This window comes from Peptoniphilus sp. DNF00840, from assembly GCF_001553125.1.
GTDB lineage: Bacteria > Bacillota > Clostridia > Tissierellales > Peptoniphilaceae > Peptoniphilus_A > Peptoniphilus_A vaginalis.
This window is the reverse complement of record NZ_KQ960215.1, coordinates 1-23,354: the sequence shown is the minus strand read 5'-3', so window position 1 is coordinate 23,354 and position 23,354 is coordinate 1. Positions and strand designations below refer to the sequence as shown.

24 protein-coding genes, 1 tRNA gene and 1 other RNA gene are annotated in these 23,354 nt (G+C 35.3%); 21 read left to right on the top strand and 5 right to left on the bottom strand.

The genetic code is table 11. From position 1 onward, the window contains the following. Positions 1 to 420: 420 nt before the first annotated feature. Together ispE and HMPREF1864_RS05155 are read left to right on the top strand one after the other, a co-directional pair. The gene (ispE, locus tag HMPREF1864_RS05160; protein ID WP_062571772.1) at positions 421 to 1,266 is read left to right on the top strand and encodes a 4-(cytidine 5'-diphospho)-2-C-methyl-D-erythritol kinase; all 846 of its coding nucleotides are present in this window, start codon (positions 421 to 423) and stop codon (positions 1,264 to 1,266) included. Beyond that, complete coding sequence (locus HMPREF1864_RS05155) at positions 1,253 to 1,975, top strand: hypothetical protein (protein ID WP_062571771.1); 723 nt, start codon at positions 1,253 to 1,255, stop codon at positions 1,973 to 1,975. Before ispE ends, HMPREF1864_RS05155 begins: the two co-directional genes overlap by 14 nt. Positions 1,976 to 2,007: 32 nt before the next feature. Here HMPREF1864_RS05155 and ffs read toward each other — a convergent pair. Both ffs and HMPREF1864_RS05145 read right to left on the bottom strand, forming a co-directional pair. Next, an RNA gene (gene ffs, locus HMPREF1864_RS05150) (signal recognition particle sRNA large type) lies at positions 2,008 to 2,272 on the bottom strand. Between the two features lie 3 nt (positions 2,273 to 2,275). Next, positions 2,276 to 2,365: transfer RNA gene (locus HMPREF1864_RS05145), tRNA-Ser, on the bottom strand. A 59-nt stretch (positions 2,366 to 2,424) separates the two neighbouring features. On the opposite strand from HMPREF1864_RS05145, the gene HMPREF1864_RS05140 reads away from it, so the two are divergent. The 14 genes from HMPREF1864_RS05140 to HMPREF1864_RS05075 all read left to right on the top strand — a co-directional run bounded on the left by HMPREF1864_RS05140 (position 2,425) and on the right by HMPREF1864_RS05075 (position 15,016). Then, positions 2,425 to 3,405: a biotin--[acetyl-CoA-carboxylase] ligase gene (locus HMPREF1864_RS05140; protein ID WP_062571770.1), complete on the top strand. Its 981-nt coding sequence runs from the start codon at positions 2,425 to 2,427 to the stop codon at positions 3,403 to 3,405. Between the two features lie 58 nt (positions 3,406 to 3,463). Then, complete coding sequence (locus HMPREF1864_RS05135) at positions 3,464 to 4,816, top strand: aminotransferase class I/II-fold pyridoxal phosphate-dependent enzyme (RefSeq protein WP_062571769.1); 1,353 nt, start codon at positions 3,464 to 3,466, stop codon at positions 4,814 to 4,816. Next, the gene (gene tmk / locus HMPREF1864_RS05130; protein WP_062571768.1) at positions 4,813 to 5,421 is read left to right on the top strand and encodes a dTMP kinase; all 609 of its coding nucleotides are present in this window, start codon (positions 4,813 to 4,815) and stop codon (positions 5,419 to 5,421) included. The genes HMPREF1864_RS05135 and tmk overlap by 4 nt, the downstream gene beginning before the upstream one ends. Then, the gene (locus HMPREF1864_RS05125) at positions 5,418 to 5,744 is read left to right on the top strand and encodes a cyclic-di-AMP receptor (RefSeq protein WP_062571767.1); all 327 of its coding nucleotides are present in this window, start codon (positions 5,418 to 5,420) and stop codon (positions 5,742 to 5,744) included. The genes tmk and HMPREF1864_RS05125 overlap by 4 nt, the downstream gene beginning before the upstream one ends. A gap of 8 nt (positions 5,745 to 5,752) precedes the next feature. Beyond that, entirely contained in the window at positions 5,753 to 6,037 is a 285-nt protein-coding gene (locus HMPREF1864_RS05120) for a cyclic-di-AMP receptor (protein ID WP_062571766.1), read from the top strand. Then, entirely contained in the window at positions 6,037 to 6,975 is a 939-nt protein-coding gene (locus HMPREF1864_RS05115; protein WP_062571765.1) for a DNA polymerase III subunit, read from the top strand. The genes HMPREF1864_RS05120 and HMPREF1864_RS05115 overlap by 1 nt, the downstream gene beginning before the upstream one ends. Continuing rightward, complete coding sequence (locus HMPREF1864_RS05110; protein ID WP_062571764.1) at positions 6,972 to 7,865, top strand: PSP1 domain-containing protein; 894 nt, start codon at positions 6,972 to 6,974, stop codon at positions 7,863 to 7,865. Before HMPREF1864_RS05115 ends, HMPREF1864_RS05110 begins: the two co-directional genes overlap by 4 nt. 140 nt (positions 7,866 to 8,005) lie before the next feature. Continuing rightward, positions 8,006 to 9,997, top strand: coding sequence for an alpha/beta hydrolase family protein (locus HMPREF1864_RS05105; protein WP_231723505.1), 1,992 nt, complete (start codon positions 8,006 to 8,008; stop codon positions 9,995 to 9,997). Positions 9,998 to 10,083: 86 nt separating this feature from the next. Continuing rightward, positions 10,084 to 10,566: a ferritin gene (locus HMPREF1864_RS05100; RefSeq protein ID WP_062571762.1), complete on the top strand. Its 483-nt coding sequence runs from the start codon at positions 10,084 to 10,086 to the stop codon at positions 10,564 to 10,566. Positions 10,567 to 10,679: 113 nt separating this feature from the next. Further along, entirely contained in the window at positions 10,680 to 11,531 is an 852-nt protein-coding gene (locus HMPREF1864_RS05095) for a MerR family transcriptional regulator (RefSeq protein WP_062571761.1), read from the top strand. A 255-nt stretch (positions 11,532 to 11,786) separates the two neighbouring features. Next, a complete protein-coding gene (locus tag HMPREF1864_RS05090; RefSeq protein WP_062571760.1) occupies positions 11,787 to 12,341 on the top strand; it encodes a biotin transporter BioY in 555 nt (184 codons plus the stop codon). Positions 12,342 to 12,351: 10 nt separating this feature from the next. Further along, positions 12,352 to 13,035 carry a dethiobiotin synthase gene (gene bioD / locus HMPREF1864_RS05085; RefSeq protein ID WP_062571759.1) on the top strand — a complete coding sequence of 228 codons (684 nt, stop codon included), beginning with the start codon at positions 12,352 to 12,354 and terminating at the stop codon, positions 13,033 to 13,035. A gap of 15 nt (positions 13,036 to 13,050) precedes the next feature. Beyond that, positions 13,051 to 14,253, top strand: coding sequence for an adenosylmethionine--8-amino-7-oxononanoate transaminase (gene bioA / locus HMPREF1864_RS05080; protein ID WP_062571758.1), 1,203 nt, complete (start codon positions 13,051 to 13,053; stop codon positions 14,251 to 14,253). Between the two features lie 82 nt (positions 14,254 to 14,335). Continuing rightward, positions 14,336 to 15,016 carry an HAD family hydrolase gene (locus HMPREF1864_RS05075; RefSeq protein WP_062571757.1) on the top strand — a complete coding sequence of 227 codons (681 nt, stop codon included), beginning with the start codon at positions 14,336 to 14,338 and terminating at the stop codon, positions 15,014 to 15,016. Positions 15,017 to 15,130: 114 nt separating this feature from the next. On the opposite strand, the gene HMPREF1864_RS05070 is transcribed toward HMPREF1864_RS05075, so the two are convergent. Continuing rightward, positions 15,131 to 15,763, bottom strand: a complete 633-nt coding sequence (locus tag HMPREF1864_RS05070; RefSeq protein ID WP_062571756.1) for a 50S ribosomal protein L25 — start codon at positions 15,761 to 15,763, stop codon at positions 15,131 to 15,133. A 15-nt stretch (positions 15,764 to 15,778) separates the two neighbouring features. Beyond that, positions 15,779 to 16,840, bottom strand: a complete 1,062-nt coding sequence (gene mnmA, locus HMPREF1864_RS05065) for a tRNA 2-thiouridine(34) synthase MnmA (protein WP_062571755.1) — start codon at positions 16,838 to 16,840, stop codon at positions 15,779 to 15,781. A 320-nt stretch (positions 16,841 to 17,160) separates the two neighbouring features. On the opposite strand from mnmA, the gene HMPREF1864_RS05060 reads away from it, so the two are divergent. Further along, positions 17,161 to 17,427: a Veg family protein gene (locus tag HMPREF1864_RS05060; RefSeq protein WP_062571754.1), complete on the top strand. Its 267-nt coding sequence runs from the start codon at positions 17,161 to 17,163 to the stop codon at positions 17,425 to 17,427. 446 nt (positions 17,428 to 17,873) lie between these two features. Here the strand turns inward: HMPREF1864_RS05060 and HMPREF1864_RS05055 are convergent, their stop codons facing one another. Next, complete coding sequence (locus HMPREF1864_RS05055; RefSeq protein ID WP_062571753.1) at positions 17,874 to 19,058, bottom strand: coenzyme F420-0:L-glutamate ligase; 1,185 nt, start codon at positions 19,056 to 19,058, stop codon at positions 17,874 to 17,876. Between the two features lie 216 nt (positions 19,059 to 19,274). Between HMPREF1864_RS05055 and ftsE the strand changes: the two genes are divergently transcribed. From ftsE to HMPREF1864_RS05035, 4 genes are read left to right on the top strand one after another with little or no spacing between them, the layout of a single operon-like run. Beyond that, complete coding sequence (ftsE, locus tag HMPREF1864_RS05050) at positions 19,275 to 19,973, top strand: cell division ATP-binding protein FtsE (protein WP_062571752.1); 699 nt, start codon at positions 19,275 to 19,277, stop codon at positions 19,971 to 19,973. Further along, a complete protein-coding gene (gene ftsX / locus HMPREF1864_RS05045; protein ID WP_062571751.1) occupies positions 19,948 to 20,850 on the top strand; it encodes a permease-like cell division protein FtsX in 903 nt (300 codons plus the stop codon). Before ftsE ends, ftsX begins: the two co-directional genes overlap by 26 nt. A gap of 8 nt (positions 20,851 to 20,858) precedes the next feature. Further along, complete coding sequence (locus tag HMPREF1864_RS05040) at positions 20,859 to 22,100, top strand: murein hydrolase activator EnvC family protein (RefSeq protein WP_062571750.1); 1,242 nt, start codon at positions 20,859 to 20,861, stop codon at positions 22,098 to 22,100. Next, complete coding sequence (locus tag HMPREF1864_RS05035; RefSeq protein ID WP_062571749.1) at positions 22,100 to 23,269, top strand: S41 family peptidase; 1,170 nt, start codon at positions 22,100 to 22,102, stop codon at positions 23,267 to 23,269. Before HMPREF1864_RS05040 ends, HMPREF1864_RS05035 begins: the two co-directional genes overlap by 1 nt. Positions 23,270 to 23,354 lie beyond the last annotated feature (85 nt).

The window sequence follows — 23,354 nt, the reverse complement described above, 5'->3', positions numbered from 1 at the left end:
TTAAAAAATTCAACTGTTTGAGTTAAGCGATTGAGTGCATAAGTAATTAATATGTGAGGTCATTTGATTGGTAAGTTTTTAATTTGAAAAGTGTAAGCTTAACGAGTTTTGAATTTTAGGCTGGCTGCCGCTCGGGGTTGCTGGCAAAGGCCCCTGCCAGGTCGTTGGGGGGTGGTAAGGGGAGGTTTGGAGGGGACAAGGGCGAATCGAAACGCCCTAAGTCCCCTCCAATAGATAAATAGTAAAGCTTGGCTTTACAAAATCATTTTAAAGATAAAATCTTTATAAAGAAACCTTAAAGCGTTAGATTTTAAAAAATTTTTATTAAAAACTAATAATTTATCTTCTATGACCCCATAATTAACTCCTAAGTAGATGAAAAAATATCTTCAATGAATTATAATTATTTAGAGGTGTTTTATGATTACGAAGAAAGCCCATGCTAAGTTAAATTTGTCTCTTGATGTAACAGGTAAGAGGGAGAATGGCTACCACGACATCAAAACTTTAATGGTGATGACAGACCTTTATGACGAAATGAAATTTTCCAAGAGTGACAAGCTTGAAATCCTTGGCGACTTTGATTTTGATATGAAGGAAAATTTTATTTACAAGGCCTACCTTGCATTAAGAGACTATGTAGGTAAGGACCTTCCCTTTAAAGTTGAAATTGAAAAAAATATTCCTATGGCAGGAGGACTTGCTGGGGGAACTTCTAACGGAGCTGGGACTTTTTACGCCTTAAATGATTTGTACGATTTAAAAATTTCAAAAAAAGAATTAATCAAGCTAGGTTCAAAACTTGGAGCAGACTTTACATATATGATGACGGGTGGGACTAAGCTTGCTTCTGGGATTGGAGAAGTTTTAGAAGAAGTGAAGGCTATTGAGCTTGACAATGTCTTGATAGTCAATCCTGGCTACGGAGTTTCCACTAAGGAAGTCTATGAAAGTATTAAGATAGATGAAAAGAGAATAGACTTTGATGATGTACTAAAGGCTCTTTATGATTTAGACATAGAAAGATTAAATAAATTTTTAGAAAACAAGATGGAAGATGTGGTTTTTGGAAAACACAGGGACCTTCTAGAGATAAAAAAGAAGATGAGAGAATTTAATTCTGCCTCTCTTATGAGTGGAAGTGGAGCAACAATTTTTGGAATTTTTGAAAATAAAAATGACTTAGAAGATGCTTACGGACATTTCAAAAAAACTTATGACAAGACCTTTAAGCTGAAAGTGGGTGAGGAATTTGGCAGTTTTTGATACAGGTCCAGGCATAGTTGGACTTTATGAAGTTCACAGGGACTACTTAAATTATTATGTTGATGATAAGTTTGAATACTATGGGCTATATGAGCGAGAAGCAGTTAATGAGAGGATAAAATTTTTAGAAAAGTCCTTTAAAAAGTCAAAAAAAATAATAGTCATGGACTTTGATGCCATCAACTACTTTAAAAATTCTCCAAGAGCCTTTTATGGAGAGGAAGCTTTAAAGAAAAATTTAAAGGATAAAAAAATTCTCTGCCTTGGATCAAAGCTAACTTGCCAGGAAGAGACTTTGAAAAATTTTACAGATTCGCAAGTAGATTATATTGAAGTCCCACTTTTGATAAATGGAGCCAATGATGGAGTCGCTGATGACATAATGAAGATGATTTCTGATGAATATTTTAAAGATTTTGATTTTTCAGGATACAAGATGATTTTTTTTGCCTCAAGTGGCCTCCACTTGAAGAAGGACTTTTTCATAAATTATTTTGCAAAGAAGGTCTTGGAGATAGAAATTTATTCCAATGTTGATGGAATCTTAGAAGATTATACTTACAAGAAGGAAAATTATATTAGGGATTATTTTTATGTGACAGGGTCCAAGAGTGGCTTTTACTCAAGGGCAGAGAAGTATCTAAGGGAGAGGGGAGTTCTTAAAGAGAGAGAACTTTTAAATGTATCGAGATTTAAAAAAAGGCAATAAAAAAAGTCCCATCACTGGGACTAAATATGTAGCCATGCACCCAAAGTCGAAAGTTAACCTCACACGTTACCCTTACAGTTAGCTCAGATTAGGCGACCCTTGCGGCACACAAAAGATCTTGCTTAGTGCTGCTTCGATCAAGATCTGACACGGTTCACAAGTTTCTGTTGCGCAGGACCCAATCGTCAACACCACTTATAAGGGGCAGGCTGTAAGATTAAAATCCTCTAATGGGAATTCAGCCCTGCTGTAGCGAATCGCAGGTACAGGACATCGCTAATTTCCCGCTTAGCATGGCGATGGCGGAGAGAGGGGGATTCGAACCCCCGATACACTTTCGTGTATACTCGCTTTCCAGGCGGGCTCCTTCAACCTCTCGGACATCTCTCCACGACCTAGAAACTTATTGTACAGTAGTTAGTTAATAATGTCAAGAATAAGGTGATAAATTGAAAACTAAGGATATAGTATTAAGAGAATTAGAAAGAAATAGGGCATCCTATATTTCTGGTCAAGAATTGGCAGAAAAATTGAACATTTCAAGGACTGCAATTTGGAAGGCCATCAATAATTTAAAGGAAGAGGGCTTTCAAATAGAATCACAAACAAAGTTGGGTTACAAGTTAATAGAAAGTGACGATAAGCTTTCTGATGAAGGAATAAGGAAGGGACTTAGGAAAGAATTAAAGGACATTGACATTATTGTATATGACGAAATAGACTCTACAAACACAGAAGCCAAGAGAAGACTTTACTCCTCAGATGTCAAGGACTTCACAGTAATAGTTTCTGACATGCAAAAGGGTGGAAGAGGAAGGACTGGCAAGTCCTTTGCATCCCCTAAGGGAAGTGGAGTTTACTTTAGCATAATTCTTCACCCAAGGGACTTCTTTGACTTTTCTTACTTCGACTTAATCACAGTAAAGGCTGCAGTTTCTGTTGCTCAGGGAATTAAAGAATCAACAGGCAAGCAAGCTGAAATAAAATGGGTCAATGATTTATTTATTGATGGCAAAAAGATTTGCGGAATCCTATCAGAGCTTGACGCAGATTTTGAATCAAGAAGTGTAAAATCTGTTATTGTTGGAATTGGAATAAATGTAAATGAGCCAAGGGACGATAGCTTTAAGGACTTGAAAAATATTGCCGGCTACATTGGAACTGATGTAATAAGAAATGAAATTCTTTCAGCAATTTTAAATGCCTTTTATGAAAATAATTATAATAAGTCCGACCAAGAAATCATAGACTACTACAAGACACACTCACTTGTCATTGGCAAGGACTTGACCTTTGAACTTAACGGCAAAAAGTATTCTGCTGTGGGCTACGACATAAACGAAAAGGGCAATCTAATTGTGGACACAGGAGAAGAAAAAATCACCCTTTCTAGTGGAGAAGTTTCTGTAAAGGGAAACTTTTATAAGTAGGTCCTAACTTTTAAAGTCTTTAGACTTATAGTATAATTAAGAGAAGTTAGGAGACGAGATGAAGAGACCTTTAAGTAATAAGATAGATGAAGTAAAAAATAAAATATCCTTTGGGATGCCAGGTCACAAGGGAAAAGAATTTTTTGACTTGGATATAAAAAGAGACTTAACAGAAATTTATGGAACAGACAACCTGCTCAATCCATCGGGAGTCATTGAAGACCTCCACAAAGAAATTAGTAAGGTCTTTGGCTCAAAGGAATCTTTTATTACAAGTAATGGGTCAACGGGAGCTCTTCATATTGCAATGGCAATGGCAACTAGACCAGGGGATGAGGTTTTGATCCAAAGAAACACCCACAAGTCTATTTACAATGGTCTTCTACTTAATGACTTAGACCCAATTTATTTAAATACAATTTATGACAAAAATCGTGCCATGTATTTTGGCATTGACTTAGATGAACTTAGAGAAAAAATAGAGACTAACAATATTGCCGCCTGCGTCTTGGTTTCTCCCAACTATTTTGGTGGAATTTTGAGATTAAGGGAGATAATTGAAATTTTGCACGAGAAGAATATTACAGTAATTGTTGATGAGGCCCACGGTGCCCACCTTTATTTTTCAGACTTAAAAAAATTTTCTGCCCTTGATGCAGGTGCAGACCTTGTAATAAATTCAACCCACAAGATGATTCCATCTCTTACCCAAGCTGCCCTTATCCATAGGGGGACAGACAGGTTCACTCACAAGGACCTCTTGAAGTATGTAAATATATATAACACTACTTCACCATCCTACTTGGTCATGCTTTCAATTGAAGCAGGCATAGACTATATGGATAGGGAGGGAAGAAGTGAATTAGTAAAGAGATGTAAAGAAATAGAAAGTCTTAAAGAAGCAATAGGGTATGACCTAGACCTAAGTCATGAGTCTATTATTGCCAAGGACCCAATGAAGTTTTTATTTAGGATACCTGGTATGACAGGAGAAAAAGTTGTCGAGGACTTTATTTTAAATAAGGACATAAGGCTTGAGATGGGAGACCTTTATTATGCCCTTGGAATTATTTCTCCAATTAATACAAGTAAGGAGATAGAGAGCCTTAAAGAAGCAATTTTATCCTATGAATCTGGGGCATACAAAAAAATTATCCCACAAGAATTTCCTATACCAGAGAAGAAGCTCTTGCCAAGAGAAGCCTTCTTAAGCCCTGGAGAGAGAATTTCATATAAGGATGCAAAAGGCAGGATCTCCAAAGAAATTATTGGGGCCTACCCACCAGGAGTACCCTTGGTGTCCTTTGGGGAAGTAATAAGTGAAGAAATAGTTAATAAAATAGATAAATTATTAGAAGAAGGAATAGAAGTCATTGGACTTTTAGAAGACGAGATTGAGGTAGTTAAATGAGCGCTTTTATAACATTTGAGGGTCCAGACGGATCTGGCAAGTCTACAATTTGCAACCTAGTGTATGATGAACTTATAAAAAATAATATAAAAACTATAAGGACCAGGGAGCCAGGTGGAACTAGGATTTCAGAAAAAATTAGGGACATAATCTTGGATAAGGACTTAAAGGAAATGGACATGAGGACAGAAGCCCTACTTTATTCTGCTTCAAGAGCCCAACATACTTATGAAAAAATTATTCCTGCCCTAGAAGAAGGGGTTACTGTCCTTTGTGAAAGATATGTTCTATCATCTCTTGCCTACCAAGGGCATGCAAGAGGACAAAAGTTAGAAGACATTAAGGCAATAAATGACTTTGCAACTGGTGGCAAAAAGCCAGACATTGTCTTTATATTTAGGACTAACAATTCTACTTTGACAAGGAAGGACCAAGCGTGCTACGACAGGTTAGAATGTGAGGGAGATGACTTCCACAAGAAGGTAAGGGACTACTACAATAATTTAGAAAAAGAAGAAAATTATTATTTTATAGACGTAAATCAGACTATCGAAGAAGTCTTCGGTGAGTGTATGAAGATTCTTAAAGAAAGGAAGATTTTGTGAAACTTGTAATCGCAATTGTCCAAGATGAGGACAGCGAAAATCTAATAAGAAGCCTCAATGAAAATAATTTTAAGGTTACTAAAATTAGTTCCACTGGTGGATTTTTAAAGGCTGGAAATGTCACTATCCTTTCAGGTATAGAAGATGAAGAGCTTGACAAGTTTATGGGCATCCTTGAAGAAAACTCTAAGACAAGAGAAGTAAAGAGGACTATCCAACCAGTAAACATTCCTGGTCAAGCTATGATCCCAGTGCCAATCACAGTTAAGGTTGGGGGAGCGACAATTTTTGTAACTGATGTAGTGGATTTCAAAAGGTTTTAGGTGATAATATGAAAATGATGATTGCAATAGTGCAAGAAAAATACACTGATGCACTTATAGATAGATTTTTAGATGAAGATATTTATGTAACAAGACTTTCTTCAACTGGGGGATTTTTTAAAGCTGGTAACACAACCCTTCTATTAGGTTGCAAGGAAAGTGAAATCGACAAGATATATGAAATCTTTAAAGAAGAAACAGAAGCTGAAGATGTCCACATGGAAGAAGGGGACTTCAAGGTTTCTGGTGCTACAATTTTTGTAGTTGATTTGGAAGAATCAAAGAGAATTTAATGTTTTTAGAAAATAAATCAGTAATAAATAGCCTAGAGGGAGACCTCATCAACAAGTCCTATAGCCATGCCTATCTCTTTTCTGGCAGCAAGGGCATAGGTAAATTTTCTCATGCCAAAAATTTTGCCAGGGCAATACTAAGGGATGCCCCTGAAGGGATAAGATTTTTTAGTGGGATTGATGACTTTGAAGATGCAGACCTCTTTGTGGTGCAAAAAAAAGACGCAATAAAAAAACAAGATATAGAAGAAATAATCGAAAACTCATTTTCAAAACCCTTTTCTGGAAGCCATAAGATTGTCATTATTGATGACTTTGATAAGGTTACAGCTGAGGGGCAGAATGCCATTTTAAAAACTTTGGAAGAACCCATGGACTACTTGATTTTGATTTTAATATCAAGCAATATGAGAAATATTCTTCCAACAATTATTTCAAGATGTAGGATTTTAAAATTTAAAGACCTGACACAAGATAGGCTCGAAAAATTTTTGCTTTCAAGGGGGCTTTCTCCTAAGAATGCCAAACTCTTTTCTAGGCTTTCCAACGGAGACGTGAGTCTTGCCATAAAATATTCTGAAAATCCTGAACTTCTCTCAAAGAGAGAAGATATAATAAATATGACTGATAGGATAATTAGAAAGACAGAATTTGTCTTTGATGAAATGAAGTTTTTTAAGGACAAGAAGGATGACTTCAATGACATTTTAAACTTTATGATAATTTGGTATCTGGACTTAGTTTATATGAAAACTGGCAGAGAAGACTTAGTGGTAAATATAGACAAGTTAGACCTCTTGAAGCTCCAAGACCTTTCAATTGATAGGGCAATCCATTCTTATGATGCCCTTATAAATGCCTTGGGACGCAAGGAAAAAAATGTGAATTTCGATTTAAATATAGAGAAGCTTTTAATAGATTTAGGGGGAGTTAGATGATAGAAATAGCTGGAGTAAGGTTCAAGAGAACCGGAAAAATCTATTACTTCGATCCCATTGATATAGATTTAAAAATTGGAGATTATGTAATTGTTGAAACTGTGAGGGGCCTTGAGTTTGGAGCAGTTGAACTTTTAAAAGAAGTGGAAGAGGAAAGCATAAAGGGAGAGCTTAAACCTGTGCTTCGCCTTGCAAGTGATGAAGACAAGAATATCAATGTGGAAAATAGAAATAAGGCCAAGGAAGCAATAATAATATGCGACCAAAAGGTGGAGGAGCATGGGCTTGACATGAAGTTAATTTCTTGCGAATACACCTTTGATAGGTCGAAATTATTGTTTTACTTCACAGCTGACGGAAGGGTTGACTTTAGGGGCCTTGTAAGGGACCTTGCGGCAATCTTTAAGACTAGAATAGAACTTAGACAAATTGGAGTCCGTGATGAAGCCAAATTTGTTGGGGGACTTGGATGTTGTGGCAGACCAACTTGCTGTTCAACTTTCTTAAGTGAGTTCTCGCCAGTTTCAATTAAGATGGCAAAGGACCAAAACTTAAGTCTCAACCCAACAAAAATTTCTGGAATTTGTGGCAGGCTTATGTGCTGCCTTAAATATGAACAAGATGGCTACGAGTGTATTAACAAGAGGATGCCAAGACTTGGAGAAATTGTAAAGACGGAAAGAGGAATGGGTACAGTTGTATCAACTTACACAATACAAGAACTTGTAAAGGTTATGTATGAAGTTGATGATGAGAAGGAAACTGTCTATATGGAACTTTCTGAAGTCAAGAGGACACGCGAGTTTAACAAGTCCTTTATAGATGAATCAAGATCACTTAATGTTGAAAAGTACGATGAAAAAGAATTAGTAGAATTAGAGAGGGATTAGGGATAGGATGAGGTCTTATCCCCTTTGATATGAGAATAAATAATTTTTTAGTTAAATTATCCAATAAAATAAATGATTTTTTTAAGAGACATTTTGGCAGAGCCAATGGCTTTGCCCTTATAATGGTGGCAATAATATCTTTGTTTTCTGCCACCTTTTTTTATTACTATATATCCGATTTTAATATTCCAAAGAGCTTGGCATTCTTAGGTCTATCAGTCCTATTTTATTTTGCCTATTTTATTGTTTGGAAACTTTTAAAAATTGGCTTCTTACTTATAAAGAGGGTGAGGGCTAAGAACCTTGCCATCTACACCATACTCCTTTGGGGCTTGAAGTATTTTTATGACGAGTGTCTTTACTATGTGGACATAGATTATTTTGAAATAATTTTTATTGTCCTAGCCTTTATTGTTCTTGTGACTTTCTCAAAGTCTTTAATTTCCTTTACAAGGAACAAGAAAAAGTTGGCACTTTTATTTTTACTACCAAGTGGAATAATTTTGGGCGCTGCAATTTATTTTATGGCCTTTCCAGGTTTTGATTCTGGAGAAATTTATAAGTTTGATGGAGAAAAAAATAAGATTGCAGGCAAAAGTGAAAGATATAAGGTTGAAGTCATTGATTATGAGGCCCAGCCAGTAGACCTAAGGGACTTTGTATCCTATTCGGGTAATACAAAAAAGATCAGGGACAAGTTCTTTGGCAAGGGGCTTAACAAGACAGAAGTCAAGGGAAGGATTTATGCACCAAAGGACTTAAAGAAGGCTCCAGTTTTATTTGTTGTACATGGCAACCACAGACTCACAACAAAAAACTATCTTGGCTATGACTACTTAGGTCATTACCTAGCCAAGAGGGGGATAGCCATGGTCTCTGTGGACATGAATATGTTAAATGGATTTATGAGCTTTGGACTTGGAAATGAAAATGATGCAAGGGCAGTCCTCCTACTTGAAAATATGGAAAATATTTTTAAGAGGAATAGGGTCAAGGACAGCGTCCTTTACAATAGGTTTGACAAGGACAATATTGCCCTAATGGGTCACTCAAGAGGTGGCGAGGCAGTAGCAATTGCTTACAACTTTAACGAACTCAAACTACACCCAGACAATGGCAAGCTAACTCACAAGTATGACTTTGACATCAAGGGGATAATTACAGTTGCACCAACCTACAACCAATATCAACCAAGTGGAAAGGATTTAATTTTAAAAGATGTAAATTATTTTACCATTGGTGGAACAGATGATGCTGACGTAGATGGTTTCGAAGGCATGCTCCTCTATGACAATGTAGTTTTTTCTGGTGAAAAGGACAAGTTCAAGGCAGGACTTTATGTTGGCTATGCCAACCATGGCAACTTCAATAAACTTTGGGGAGACTTTGACTCTGACCCAGGCGAAGGATTTTTCTTAAACAGAAAGGAGCTATTAGATGGTGAGAAGCAAAGAGAAATTCTTTCAGCTTACACCCTAAACTTCTTGGAAAATGCCTTTGGCAAAACCTACAACAGAGAAATCTTTAAGGAAGGACCTTATAATTATAGGGACCTTCCAGCGACAAATTACTACACTCGATATATGGATTCGGATTTCATAAAGTTAGCAGACTTTGAAGAGGACTACGACATCACTACAACATCTTTCTCTGGTGGAATCATAAACTTTTCTAACTTGGCAAAAATTTATGAAGACAGTCACGAATATGGAGAAGAAAATTCAAAGACGACAGGGGTTTTTATTGATTCCAATAAAAACTCAAATTACGCTTTAAGGTTCACAGAAAAAATTCCAAGTGGCAGATTTTTACAATTTGATATGGAAAATTTAAACTTCGAAGATATTGGAGGAGATATTGACTTAGAAATCCAAGACACTTGGGGGAATACTTCGACCCTAAGTCTTAGTGATTATAAAAAGCTTATACCAATGACAAAATCCTACCTCTATAAAGCTGATTATCTTGAAGATGATTACTATAAGAGGTTTGTACCTCAAACCCTTATAATTCCACTAGGAGACTTTAAAAACAAAAACAACAATTTGAATTTAGATGAGATAAACAAGATTGAGTTTAAATTCAAGGATAATATAAAAGTTTCTATAGATAATCTAGGAATTTTAAAATAAATTGTTTAGAAATATATTTGTGGGGTAACATAAATTTAAAAGCAATAAGCTTATAAAGAAAATAAAAAACTGGGAGGTTTTTGATTATGGAAAGCAAATTAATAAAAGGACTAATTGACCAATACAATTTTGAAGTAGAATCAGGATATATTTATTATTCTATGGCAAACTATGTTAAAGATAAGGGCATGGACGGTTTCGCTCACTTCTTTGACAAACAAGCTGAAGAAGAACTTGAACACGCTGAAAAATTAAGACAATTTTTATTTGCAATTGATGTAAGACCTGATCTTGAAGGCATTAATAAACCAGAAACTGAATTTGGTACATTTACAGAAACATTCAAGACTGCATTAGAACACGAAAAAGAAGTTACAAAGAGAATTAACAATCTTTACGATCTTTCAGTAAAGGAAAATGACCACAGAGTTACTTCACTTCTACAATGGTATGTTGACGAACAAGTTGAAGAAGAAGATCACTTCAGAGGACTTATCGAAAGACTTGAAAGAATTAACGAAAGCTGGTCTGGACTTTATATCTTCGATGCAGAACTTGGAAGAAGATAATTTAAAATTTATTTTAGGAGATACCCTTAAGGGGTATCTTTTTTTATATTAAATTTTAAAAGCTCTTGACTTGGTCACAAGGGACAGGCTTATCCTATACTTGGAGGTGGACTATGAAAAGAAATGAAGTAGAAAAAATTACTGGGCTCACAAGAAAGGCGATTTTATATTACGAGGACAAGGGACTCATAAGACCCCACAAGGGAGAAAATAATTACAGGACTTACTCCCAAGATGATGCAGATAGGCTTTTGCAAATTTCCATTTACAGGAAGTTAGGTCTTAGTATTTCTGATATAAAAAATATTTTTTCTTCTAAGGAAAAAGGACTTGGAAGTATTTTAAGAGACCGTCAATATAAACTTGAACTTGAAGAGACTAAGAATAACTTATTGGAAAAATTAATTAAATCTCAGGACTTTGAAGAGATTTCTAAAGAACTTGAAAATTTAGAAAGGGAAGATAGCCTTTATGAAAGGTTGGAAAGAATTTTTCCTGGATACTTTGGTCACATCTTCTTTATGTCCTACAAACCCTTCTTAGGTGGCAAGCTAGGCAAAGATCAAGAACCTGCCTTTCATGAACTCGTAAAAATTTTGGACTCTCTAGGAGAAATTAACTTTACAGAAGATGAGAAGGCATATATTGAAAAGCTAACTAGTGACTTTGACTTAGAAACTTTAGAAGTAGTCAACCAAGAAAAAATCCAAGCTGTATATAATTACGATGACTGGATGGAGGCCAACAAAGAAAAGGTCCAAGCCTATGAAGCTTTTAAGGAGAGTGAGGACTACAAGTCTAGCCAAGTCAAAAAAATTGCTGACAAGCTTCGAGCTTATATGGTGGATAATAATTATTATGACTTGGTCATCCCTTTAATTAGGAAGATTTCACCTTCCTATGATGCTTATTACAAAAAACTTTTGGAAGCTAACGAAAAATTTTTAAGTGAGAGAAGTAAATAGTTAAAGAAATAAAAAATTTTATTAATTAAGAATTTGAAATCCTGTTTCATAAAAATGAAATGGGATTTTTTTATAAAAATTTAAATTAATAGCAAATAAAATTTTTAGCTTTTTTCTTGAATTATAGGGCAAAGGAGGGAATATAAGGTCACAAAGATAAGGTTAACTATAAAAAATATATAGTTGACAAATAAAAAGTAAAATGTTAACTTATTTAAAGTAATTTATTTACTAATAAAATTTTTGGAGGTTAATGTGAAAAATTTAAAAGCGAGAGACCTAGTGATGTGTTCACTTTTTGTTGCACTTATTATTGTGGGAACTTTTATTAAGGTGCCCATACCAGTTTTGCCCTTTACCCTACAACTTTTATTTACAATGTTGGCAGGGCTTTTGTTGGGACCAGAACTTGGTGCCACAGCAGTTGTTGTTTACATAGTCTTAGGCCTTATGGGTCTACCAGTATTTACTGAGGGCGGCGGCCTTGCCTATATATTTAAGCCAAGCTTTGGTTACATAATAGGCTTTGCAGTTGGTGCTTATGTCACAGGAAAGATTGCAAACAAGGATAAGAAACCTGATATGAAGAGACTTCTTAAGGCAAATTTTGCTGGTCTTGCCATAGTTTATAGCTTTGGCATGATTTATTACTATCTAATTAGCAATTTTTATCTTGCATCACCAATTGGAGTTAAGGCAATTATAATTTATTGCTTCTTACTTGCAATCCCAGGAGACATTGTTTTGTGCTTCTTAGGAGCCTTCCTTGGCAAGAGATTAATTCCAATTATAAATAAGTCTTATAATTAAAGGAGAAGAAATGAGTAAGAATATTTTTGTAACAGGAACGGGAACTGAAATAGGAAAGACCTATGTGGCAGGACTTCTTGTTAAGAAGCTTCACGAGGCAGGAGAAAAATCTGCCTACTATAAGGCTGCTATGAGTGGCAACGAAAGAGACCAAGAGGGCAAGCTCATACCAGGCGATGCAAAGTTTGTAAAAGACTTTGGATCTATTGACCAGCCTCTTGAAGAAATGTGTCCCTATGTTTATGAGAAGGCCTACTCTCCTCACTTGGCAGCACAAATCGAGGGCAATCCAGTAGACCTTGACAAGGTAGTGGAAAAATTTAGGGGCTTAGAGAAAAAGTACGACTACATTACTCTTGAAGGGTCTGGCGGGATTCTTTGCCCATTAAGGTTTGATGATGAAGAAATTTATTTAGAGGACTTTGTAAAGAAGGCAAAGCTTTCTTCTATTATTGTTGCCGATGCAGGTCTTGGAACTATAAACAATCTTGTCTTGACAGCCTTTTATATGAAGGAAAAGGGAATGAAGGTCAAGGGAATAATTTTTAACAACTTTATCCCTGGAGATGTGCTGCAAGAGGACAACATAAAAATGTGCGAGCACATGTCAGGCCTCAAAGTTCTAGCCTGTGTAAAGAAGGGCGACAAGGACTTGGATATAGATATTGATAAACTAAGAGAGATTTATGAATAGGAGCTACTATATAAAATGATTTGGTATCCATACGAACAGTTAAAGACTATGAAGCCACCCTATAAGATTGTAGATGCTAAGGGGGTTTACCTTTATACTGAGGACAAGAAAATGATTGACTCAGTTTCATCTTGGTGGTCTACAATCTATGGCTACAAAAATGAAAAGATAAATGAAGCCCTTATAGGGCAAGTGAAGAAGTTTTCTCATGTAATGTTGGGAGGATTAACACACGAGCCAGTAGAAAGACTCTCCAACCAATTAAAGGACTTCTTGCCAGGGGACTTGGACTATCCCTTCTTCTCTGATTCAGGATCTGTGGCAGTGGAAGTTGCCCTAAAGATGGCTCTTCAATACTATATGAACAAGGGAGAAAGTGGCAGGACCATGATACTTGCCTTGACTCATGCCTACCATGGAGATACCTTCAAGACTATGGAAGTTGGCGACGATGAAGACTACCATTTTGTCCTAGAAGCCTATGGCAAGAGCAAGTATGTGGTAAATATTCCAACAGAAATTGATGCCCTTGAAGATGCCTTTGAAAAATATGGGGACAAGTTAAACTCCTTTATAGTTGAACCACTTTTACAAGGGGCTGGCGGAATGAGGATGTATGACCTTTCTTTCTTAGAAAGAGCAAGGGAACTTTGCGATAAGCATAATGTCCTACTTATCTTTGACGAAGTCGCAACAGGCTTTGGAAGGACTGGCAACAGGTTTGTGGCAGACTTAGTCCTACCAGACATAATATGCTTGGGAAAGGCCCTTACAGGTGGTTACCTGGGTCATGCAGCTACAGTTGCAAGCAAGAAGGTCTTCGATGCCTTTTACGATGATGACCCAAGACATGCCCTAATGCATGGACCAACCTTTATGGGAAATCCCCTAGCCTGCACAGTGGCATCAAAGTGTCTTGAAATCTTCCAAGAAGAAGACTTTATGAGCAAGGTAAAGAGGATTGAAGAAGTTGAAAGAGAAGAAATGGAAGGCTTCACTCATGACAAGATTGAAGAAGTTAGGATCATGGGAGCTTGCGTCTGCATTGAAGTAAAGGATGGCAAGGACATAGAAGGCTTCCAAGAGTTCGCCTATGAAAGAGGAGTCTTTGCAAGGCCCTTTGTAAAATACATTTACTCAATGGTTCCCTATGTAATTAGGGAAGAGGAACTAAGAAAAGTAATGAGAACTATGAAAGAATGGTTTGAAAATAAATAAAATTTTGCCCTGAGCTTCAGGGCTTTTTCTTTTGGAGAAATTTAAGCTATAATTTACTTATAACATTTGGAAAGGAATAAAGATGATAAGGGCAATACTATTTGACAAGGATGGAACCCTACTCCAGTTTACTGAAGGCTGGGTTGATTCCATTGTAGGATTTTTAGAAAATAAAATTTTAGATGACAAGAAGAAGAGAAAACTTTTCAAAGAAATTGGCATAAGGGAAGATGGCGGAGTAGAAGAAAATTCAATTTTATCTTCAGAAACTGCTATGGACCTGGCGATAATTTTTTCCAAGTATCTTGATGAAGACCTAGATGAAATCTATAAAGATCTAGACAACCACCTCTTGAATTATCTAAAGGCAAATAATAAATTCATAAGGGAAACCTGTGACCTAAGGAGCCTTTTTGAATCTTTAAGAGAGAGGGGGATCCTCATAGGGATTTTTACATCAGATAATTATAGGCAGGTCAAATATTCTATGGAATACTTGGGTCTTGACGCCTTTATAGATTTCTATGCAGCTGCAGATATTTATAAGAAGAAGCCCAACAAGGAGAGTCTTGAAGTTTTTAAAAAGAAGTATTCGCTAGAAGACAAGGAAATAATAATTGTTGGGGACTCAAGGGTTGATATGGTATTTGGTGAAGACACCCTAAAGGTTGGGGTCCTTTGTGGTACTGGGTCAAGGGAAATGCTCGCCAAGTACACAGACAATATAATAGATGAGCCAAGCCAAGTTTTGAAATTTTTATAAGCTATAAGATATTTCTGCGATTGAAAACTTAAAAACAAAAAGCTCAATGAATTTGGGCAAAAAAAGAAGGGCTCCATGAGCCCTTTTATAATATTTAAATTTATTAAATAATTATTATTCTTCTTTTCCTTCAGTTTCAGAAACAGTAGGAACTTCTGCAGAAGCTTCTTCTGCGCCTTCAGCTGATTCTTTTTCTTCTGTTGGTTCAACAAGAGTAGCAACAGCTTCATCAGCTTCAAGGTGTTCAATCTTGATGTTTTCGTTGCCGAAAATGTCAAGGTCAGCAATAGTTTTAGTTTCACCAATTTGCATTTCAACAACATTTACAATAGCTTCTGATGGAAGATACTTTGGAAGACAAGTAACAGTAACTTCGTTTAGTACTTGAATTAATGAAGATGGTTGAACCTTAACTTCATCTCTACCTTCAAGAACGATAGGTACTTCAACAGAAATTTCTGTGTTCATGTCGATTTCATATAGGTCAAAGTGAACCATAGCATTTTTAATGTGGTGCATTTGAACTTCTTTGAAAAGAACAGAAGTATTTTCGCCATCAATTTCGATATCAAAAATGTTTGAATAACCTTCTTGTTCATAAGCCTTTAAAAGATCTTTTTCAAGGCCACTTACCATTCTTGCTTCCTTACCCTTTGAGTAAAGAACTCCTGGGACTTCACCATTAGCTCTTAGTTTATCAACCTTGTTTTTACCCTTAGCATCTCTTTTGTTTAAAACTAATTTCATATATACCTCCAAAAATTATTTTATAATACCTGAACCAAGACAAACATCGCCTTGATAAAAAACACACACTTGACCAGGTGTGACACCCTTAAGTGGTTTTTTCAGTTTAACAACATATTTATCATTTTGTTTTTCCAATGTGGCAGCCTGATCACTGGCCCTGTATCTTATTTTAACAGATAAATCCACTGGAAGAGAAGGATTTTCTGTAATCCAGAAAATATCTTCAACTTCAAACTCATCCCTATAAAGAACGGGGTTGTTAATCCCTTGAGCCACAATTAAAAGATTGTTTTTTAAATCCTTATCAGCAACAAAGAAGGGTTCTCCACTTCCAATGCCACCAATACCAATCCCACGCCTTTGACCAATGGTGTAGTGCATAAGACCAGAATGCTCTCCCAATACCTTGCCCTTTTCGTCCACAATTTTACCAGGCTTAGTAAATAGGAATTGATCTAAAAACTCATTGAAATCTCTTTCGCCAATGAAACAGATTCCAGTAGAATCCTTCTTAGAAGCAGTTGAGAGTTCATATTTTTCTGCGATGCGCCTTACTTCATCCTTAGTTAAATCACCAACAGGGAAGAGAGTTTTTTCAAGTGCTTCCGACTTAACTCTTGATAAAAAGTAGGACTGGTCCTTATTATTATCTAAACCCTTTAAGAGGTAAGTCTTGCCATCGACTTTTTTAGTCCTGGCATAGTGACCCATAGCAATATAATCAGCATCAAAATCCATTGCGTAGTCAAGGAAGGCCTTGAATTTAATTTCAGTATTGCACATAACATCTGGATTTGGAGTTCTGCCTTTTTTATATTCACTTAGAAAATAAGAAAAAACCCTATCTCTATATTCTTTTTCAAAGTTGACAGTAAAATATTTAATGCCAAGCTGAGAGCATACAGAGACAACATCTATATAATCTTCTCGAGCAGTGCACATGCCATCATCTTCTGCCCAGTTCCTCATAAAGACAGCTGTAACATCATAGCCAGCCTCTTTTAAGAGAATTGCAGAAACAGATGAATCCACACCGCCACTCATTCCAAGAATGACTTTTTTCTTTTCTTGCATCAATACCTCCAATCCACTCAATAACAATACATAATTATACAATAGTTGCTTGGAAAAATCCACCTTTATTTAAGAAAATACAAGTTTGTAAGACATTTGAAGAGAAAATAAAAAATTTTTCTTTCAAAAATTAGTCAATAAAAATTCTTGTCTTTTTTTAAAAATTTTATAAAAAATATTTTGAAGAAAAATTAAAAATAATAGAGAAATTTTATTGACAAAATTTTTTCTATGGAGTAAAATTATAGATTTATTTGACAGACATAGCTTTTTAATGTATAATTAATTAATATTAAAGCTCTGGAAGGAATGGGTGTCGAATGAATCAAATGCAAATTATCAAGAGAGAACTTGAGAACCACATAGGAAAGAAAGTTATTGTGAGAGCCAACAAGGGCAGAAAAAAAATCGTAACAAGGAAGGGAATCCTAAAGGCAACTTACCCAAGTCTTTTTGTACTTGAGGTTTTTAATGGAGAAGAATTAGTAACTGCAAGCTACACTTATTCAGACGTATTGACATCGACAGTTCAAGTCACAGTTTTAGATGAAGAAGTTGCTTATAAAGATGCAAAAATGATATCATAAAATCTTTTATATATTTAGATTTGTGGCAGGTGTTAAGGCACCTGTTTTTTTTATTACAGAAATTTATTTTATCCTAGCTAATCCTTACGAAGCTTATAATTTATTTTTACTAACTCATAAGACCCTATGAAGTCATAAATTTTAATGAGTTTATATTTTTTTATTAAGTCATAAAAACTTGTGAGCCCATAAGTTTTTATAAGTTAGTGAGCTTTTATTAACTTGTATAAAATTAGAAAGTTTTAGAAAAGAAATGACAGAGTATATTTTTGAATTTTTTATTTGGATCGAGAGTATAAAAGTTTGCTTTAATAAATAAGAGGCAAGTAGAAGTTGCCAAAGCAAACTTAAGATTTTTTATTATATAGAAGTGTGTAAGAAGTGAATTAAAAATTAAAAAATTGTAATAAAAAAGCCACCCCTAAGGGTGGCAAAAATTTTATAAATTATTCACTTGCATAGTTATCGAAGTAACCTTGGATAAAGATGACTGGAGTACCCTTGTCACCTGATCCACTTGTAAGGTCACAAAGACTTCCAAGTAAGTCAGTGATTCTTCTAGGAGTAGTTCCTAGTGTTTCGTCTTTTCCAACAAGGTCTTTTTGCTTGTGAGAAATTTTTTCTTTCATTGCAGCAGTTGCGTGTTCAGTGTCCATATCCTTTAAGTCAGTGTCTGCAATGTATTTGATTTTAAGTTCGCTTGGTTGACCAGCAAGTTCATCAGTGTGGGCAGGTGATACAACTGGGTCTGCAAGTTCCCAAATTTTTCCAACTGGATCCTTGAAGGCACCGTCGCCATAAATCATAACTTCTACTTGCTTATTGTATTTTTCAATTAGTTTCTTTTGAACTTCTTTTACAAAAGCTTCTCCATTTCTTGGGAATAGCTTTAATCTTGTGTCAGATGCAAAGTTTGATCCAAGTAGACCAAATTCTTGATTGTAGCCACTTCCATTAATGGATTCATTTAATATATCGTCGAGACCAAGAACAACTTTTGCTCCTTCGTCTTTTAAAAGTCTCTTTATTGAAAATCTTGTGTGAGTTGATCCAATAAGAACTTCATCTGTGTAATTTAGAATAGTCTTAGGATCATTTGAGAAGTGAATGTCGCAGTTGCCACCACAAATTTCCTTGTAAAGAGTTACATAATCAATACCTGTAAATTCGTGTTTAACTTCTTCACCAAAGATTCTTCTGTAATCTTTTTCTTCTAAGACATCTGTGAATGGATTGATCTTTGCTTCATAAAGAAGGCTTGGATCCATTAGTGAATTTCCAACTTCATCAGATGGGTAGGAGAAAAGAAAATGTATTTTCTTTCCTGATTTTGCAATACCCCTTAGGATTGTTGAAAATCTGTTACGGCTAAGAATTGGGAATACTATTCCAATTTCCTTGTCGAACTTTTTGTTAATGTCTTCTGCTATGTCATCAATAGTAACATAGTTGTTTTGTGCTCTTGCAACTAAAGATTCTGTTACTGCAACAATATCCTTGTCCCTCACAGAAATATTTTCTGATTCAAGAGCCTTTCCTAGGGAATCAACGACAATATCGACTAGATTGTCTCCACTTTTTACAATAGGTGTACGGATTCCACGTACTACTGTACCAATGTATCTTTGCATAATTCCTCCTACATTTAAATAAACTACTTTTTTACTTCAAAATTATACACGATGGATAATAAAATGTAAAATATTTTTTTAAAAAATTTCAAAAAAATTTTTAAAGACTTTAAAAATATTATTATTTCAAGGCTTTGTTGGGGAAATTAATAAATTCACTGTACATCTGTAACCACTTTGTAATATAATTGATTAAGATTATAGAAAGGTGTTTTTATGATAAAATTTGAAAATATTTATAAGGAATACAACAATGGTGTCGCTGCACTATCAAATGTAAATATTGAAGTGCCACGTGGCGATTTTGTTTTCTTAGTTGGGCCATCAGGTGCAGGGAAGTCTACTATGATAAAACTTCTTATAAGAGAAGAAAAAGCTAATCGTGGAAAAATTTTTATTGGCGATGATGAAATAACTAAAATTTCAAAATATATGATTCCTAAACTTAGGAGAAATATTTCTGTTGTCTTCCAAGACTTTAGACTTTTAGAAAAGAAAACTGTTTTTGAGAATGTGGCCTTTGCCCTAGAAATTCTTGGAGAGTCAAAAAAAGAAATAAATAAAAAAGTTGAGTACGCTCTTGACCTTGTTAACTTAAGTGACAAGGTAAAAAATTATCCTTCTGAGCTATCTGGTGGAGAGTCACAAAGGGTTGCCATTGCAAGAGCAATTGTAAATGATGCTCGCTATTTAGTTTGTGATGAGCCAACAGGTAATCTTGATGAGTCAACTGCTTGGGATATTATGACTGCCTTAAAAAATATTAATGATGCAGGGAAAACTATTATAATGGCTACTCACGCAGTTAATATTGTAGACAAGTTTAATAAAAGGGTAGTGACCCTAGACCATGGTGCTATTGTTTCTGATATAAGGGAAGGAGGTTACTATGAAGGTAATAAGACAGTTCTCTAATCTTGTTAGAGAAGCCTTCTCAAGTTTGTGGAGAAATAAAACTATGTCCTTTACTTCTGTAATTTCCATTACAGCCATGCTTACACTTTTTGGTGTAGTTATGCTTATGATTTTGAATTTAAATGGACTGGTATTTCAAACTGGAGAAAAGTTAGACAAGGTTGTATTTTTCTTAAAGGACGATGCAAAGCCTAAGGATGTAAATGCTTTTATTGACAAGCTCGATGAAAATAAAAAGGTAAAAAAGGTTGCCTATGTTTCTAAGGAAGAAGCCCTAGAGGAATTCAAAGAAGGTTTTGGAGAAGACTCTTCAATCCTAGATAACATTCCTGGTGGGAACCCTCTACCAGCTTCTATAACTGTTGAGATGAAGGAGCTTTCCTATGGAAAGGAAATTGAAGACAAGTATAAGGACCTTCCAATTGTTGAAGACCACAACTATTACTATGACTTTGTAACTCAAATGATGAAAATCCAAAATGGAGTTAAGTATGTGGGAGCAGCAATTGTTCTAATCCTAGTTTTGATTTCTGTTTTAATTATTCACAACACAATTAAGATTGCTATTTCAAACAAGGAAAAGGAAATAAACATAATGAAGTATGTTGGGGCAACTAATACTTATATAAGGGGACCCTTCTTAATAAATGGAATTATTTTTGGAATTCTCGGTTCAGCCATATCAGGTTTCTTGACACTGAGACTTTATGGAATAATTTTTGACAGGTTAAACCCACAACTCCATGATATTACAGGTGTAGATATGATAAGAGCTGCATCTGTTAGGATGGACTTATATATTGTATTTTTATGCATAGGTGTTGGAATTGGATTTTTTGGATCCTTATTCTCTACTAAAAAGTATTTAGATGTGTAGGTGAAAGAATGTATAGTAAGAAAAAGATTCTTGCAATTTGCCTGGCTGCCATAATGGCTACACCAAGTGCAAGTTTTGCCAAGAGCTCTAAGACTCTAACTATTGAAAAAAATAAAAAAATTGAACAAAAAAGAAAAATCAATTCAAAAATGAAGGAGCAAAAGACTAATATTTCTAACACAGAAACAGAAAAGGACTCCATTTCTGATGAAATTGAAACTTTAGATGCCAAGATTCTAGAGAAGTCTAACAAGATTCAATCACTTGAAAAAGAAATTAATAAACTCAACCAAGATATAGCTGAAAATCAAAAAAAAATGCAAGAGGCTCAGGCAAATCTTGAAGCAAATACGAAATCCCTAAGATCAAGATTAAGGGAAATGTATAAGAGAGGTAATATAACTTATATTGAAGTTTTGTTAAACTCTAAAGACATCGAAGAGTTACTTAGGAATAACGAAATTATTTCTTCTATAGCAAGAGCTGACAGAGAACTTATTGAGTTTATAAAGACTCAAATCGACACTATAAAAAACACTGAAGAAAGATTAAAAGTAGATAGAGAAAAACTTTCTGTTAGCAAGGCTGCTGTTGAATCTGAAAGACAAGGATATCAAGATGCAGTTAATGCAAAGAATGAGTATATGAAGGTTCTTGAAAAAAATATAGATGCCTATAAGCTAGAATATGAAAAGGCTCAATCAGATTGGCAAAATCTAGATTTAGAAATTTTAAAACTTCAAAAGGAAATTGAAGTTCAAAAGAAAAGGGAAAATGAGGCAAAGGCAAGGGCTCAAAGGGCTTCATCTAATAGGACAAATAGGGTTAACAGCAACATAAGTGTTGCATCAAGACCAAGAGATGGACAAGCATACACTTGGCCAGTGCCAGGTCATTACTCAATATCTTCACCTTTTGGTTACAGAAAGCATCCAATTCTAGGCTATTCTAAATTCCACTCAGGTATAGACATACCGGCACCAAGTGGAACGCCAATAGTTGCAGCTAAGTCAGGTACAGTAATTTTATCAAGACTTATGAGTGGCTATGGAAATGTAATAATGATAGACCATGGTGACACAGTAACAGTTTACGCTCACTGTTCTGCACTTAACAAGTCAGTAGGAGATTCTGTATCAGCAGGAGATGTTGTGGCCTTTATTGGTACAACAGGTTTATCAACAGGACCACATCTTCACTTTGAGGTTAGGGTTAATGGATCACCAGTAAATCCATTGGGATATGTATAATGAAAAAAAATAAATTTTTAAAAGTAGCAGCAGTTGTTATCTTAATTTTAACAACTGCTGTTGTTACGAGAATATTCACAGTAAAAAGTATTTTAGCTACAAATGAAAACTTTGGAAAGGTAGTCTTACTTGAAAAGTATTTAAAGGAAAACTACCTCTACAATAAGGACATAAAAGAAGAAAATCTTGAGACTGGAATTTTAAAGGGGCTAGTCGCAGGACTTGAAGATCCTTATTCACAATATCTCACAAAAGATGAGATGAAAAAATTGTCAGAGCAAACCACAGGCAAGTTCCAAGGCATAGGAGTTATAATTTCTCCTGCAGAAGATGGAACTGTAACAGTAGTTTCTCCTATAAAGGGTTCACCAGCTGATAGGGCTGGCATAGAGTCTGGCGACAAGATTTTAAAAATCAATGGCAAGGACTTCTCTGCAGACAAAATTGATCAGGCATCAAAGGAGATGCGTGGTGAGGTAGGTACAAGTGTAAAGATTTTAATTTTAAAGAAGAAAAATCTAAAGACAGAAGAAGTTGAGATCAAAAGAGAAGAGATAAAAATCGACTCTGTATTAAAAAATAAAATTGGAGACTATGGCTACATTGGTATAACAATGTTTGACGAAGAGACAGGTAAGGACTTCAAAAAAGTTTTAAGAGAACTCACTGATGAAGGCGTCAAGGGAATAGTCCTAGACATGAGGGGAAACCCTGGTGGAGTTGTGGACTCAGCCTATGAAATTGGAGATGCAATTCTTCCAAAGACAAACTTCGTAACCTTGAAGAACAACAAGGGAGAAGTCATAGAAGACTACAAAACTGACGACAAGTACAACGACATCAAGATGGTAGTCCTTGTTAACGAAGGGTCAGCTTCAGCATCAGAAATTTTGGCAGGAGCAATAAGCGACCTTCATAGGGCAAAAATTGTTGGTAAGAAAACCTATGGCAAGGGAGTAGTACAAAATGTAATTGCCTTGCCAGAAGGAGATGGATTAAAACTTACAACCTCAGAATACTTCACACCAAGTGGCGACTCAATTAATAAATTAGGAATAAAACCCGACGTAGAAGTAAACCTTCCAGAAAATGTTAAGGGAATTGGAGTAGACTATCTCAAAACAGATACACAACTTCAAAAGGCCCTAGAGATATTGAAGGAAAAATAAAGTTTAGAAAAATAAAATTTAAGAAGAATTAAAGCAGCCAGAGAAAGGCTGCTCAGATTGTAGACAAACCCAGGAATAATTCCTG

Excerpts from the sequence above, each read along its gene's own strand:
- ispE (WP_062571772.1), top strand. The coding sequence starts at position 421 with ATGATTACGAAGAAAGCCCATGCTAAGTTAAATTTGTCTCTTGATGTA.
- HMPREF1864_RS05135 (WP_062571769.1), top strand. The coding sequence starts at position 3,464 with ATGAAGAGACCTTTAAGTAATAAGATAGATGAAGTAAAAAATAAAATA.
- tmk (WP_062571768.1), top strand. The coding sequence starts at position 4,813 with ATGAGCGCTTTTATAACATTTGAGGGTCCAGACGGATCTGGCAAGTCT.
- HMPREF1864_RS05120 (WP_062571766.1), top strand. The coding sequence starts at position 5,753 with ATGAAAATGATGATTGCAATAGTGCAAGAAAAATACACTGATGCACTT.
- HMPREF1864_RS05115 (WP_062571765.1), top strand. The coding sequence starts at position 6,037 with ATGTTTTTAGAAAATAAATCAGTAATAAATAGCCTAGAGGGAGACCTC.
- HMPREF1864_RS05110 (WP_062571764.1), top strand. The coding sequence starts at position 6,972 with ATGATAGAAATAGCTGGAGTAAGGTTCAAGAGAACCGGAAAAATCTAT.
- HMPREF1864_RS05100 (WP_062571762.1), top strand. The coding sequence starts at position 10,084 with ATGGAAAGCAAATTAATAAAAGGACTAATTGACCAATACAATTTTGAA.
- HMPREF1864_RS05095 (WP_062571761.1), top strand. The coding sequence starts at position 10,680 with ATGAAAAGAAATGAAGTAGAAAAAATTACTGGGCTCACAAGAAAGGCG.
- bioD (WP_062571759.1), top strand. The coding sequence starts at position 12,352 with ATGAGTAAGAATATTTTTGTAACAGGAACGGGAACTGAAATAGGAAAG.
- bioA (WP_062571758.1), top strand. The coding sequence starts at position 13,051 with ATGATTTGGTATCCATACGAACAGTTAAAGACTATGAAGCCACCCTAT.
- HMPREF1864_RS05075 (WP_062571757.1), top strand. The coding sequence starts at position 14,336 with ATGATAAGGGCAATACTATTTGACAAGGATGGAACCCTACTCCAGTTT.
- HMPREF1864_RS05070 (WP_062571756.1), bottom strand. The coding sequence starts at position 15,763 with ATGAAATTAGTTTTAAACAAAAGAGATGCTAAGGGTAAAAACAAGGTT.
- mnmA (WP_062571755.1), bottom strand. The coding sequence starts at position 16,840 with ATGCAAGAAAAGAAAAAAGTCATTCTTGGAATGAGTGGCGGTGTGGAT.
- HMPREF1864_RS05060 (WP_062571754.1), top strand. The coding sequence starts at position 17,161 with ATGAATCAAATGCAAATTATCAAGAGAGAACTTGAGAACCACATAGGA.
- HMPREF1864_RS05055 (WP_062571753.1), bottom strand. The coding sequence starts at position 19,058 with ATGCAAAGATACATTGGTACAGTAGTACGTGGAATCCGTACACCTATT.
- ftsE (WP_062571752.1), top strand. The coding sequence starts at position 19,275 with ATGATAAAATTTGAAAATATTTATAAGGAATACAACAATGGTGTCGCT.
- ftsX (WP_062571751.1), top strand. The coding sequence starts at position 19,948 with ATGAAGGTAATAAGACAGTTCTCTAATCTTGTTAGAGAAGCCTTCTCA.
- HMPREF1864_RS05040 (WP_062571750.1), top strand. The coding sequence starts at position 20,859 with ATGTATAGTAAGAAAAAGATTCTTGCAATTTGCCTGGCTGCCATAATG.
- HMPREF1864_RS05035 (WP_062571749.1), top strand. The coding sequence starts at position 22,100 with ATGAAAAAAAATAAATTTTTAAAAGTAGCAGCAGTTGTTATCTTAATT.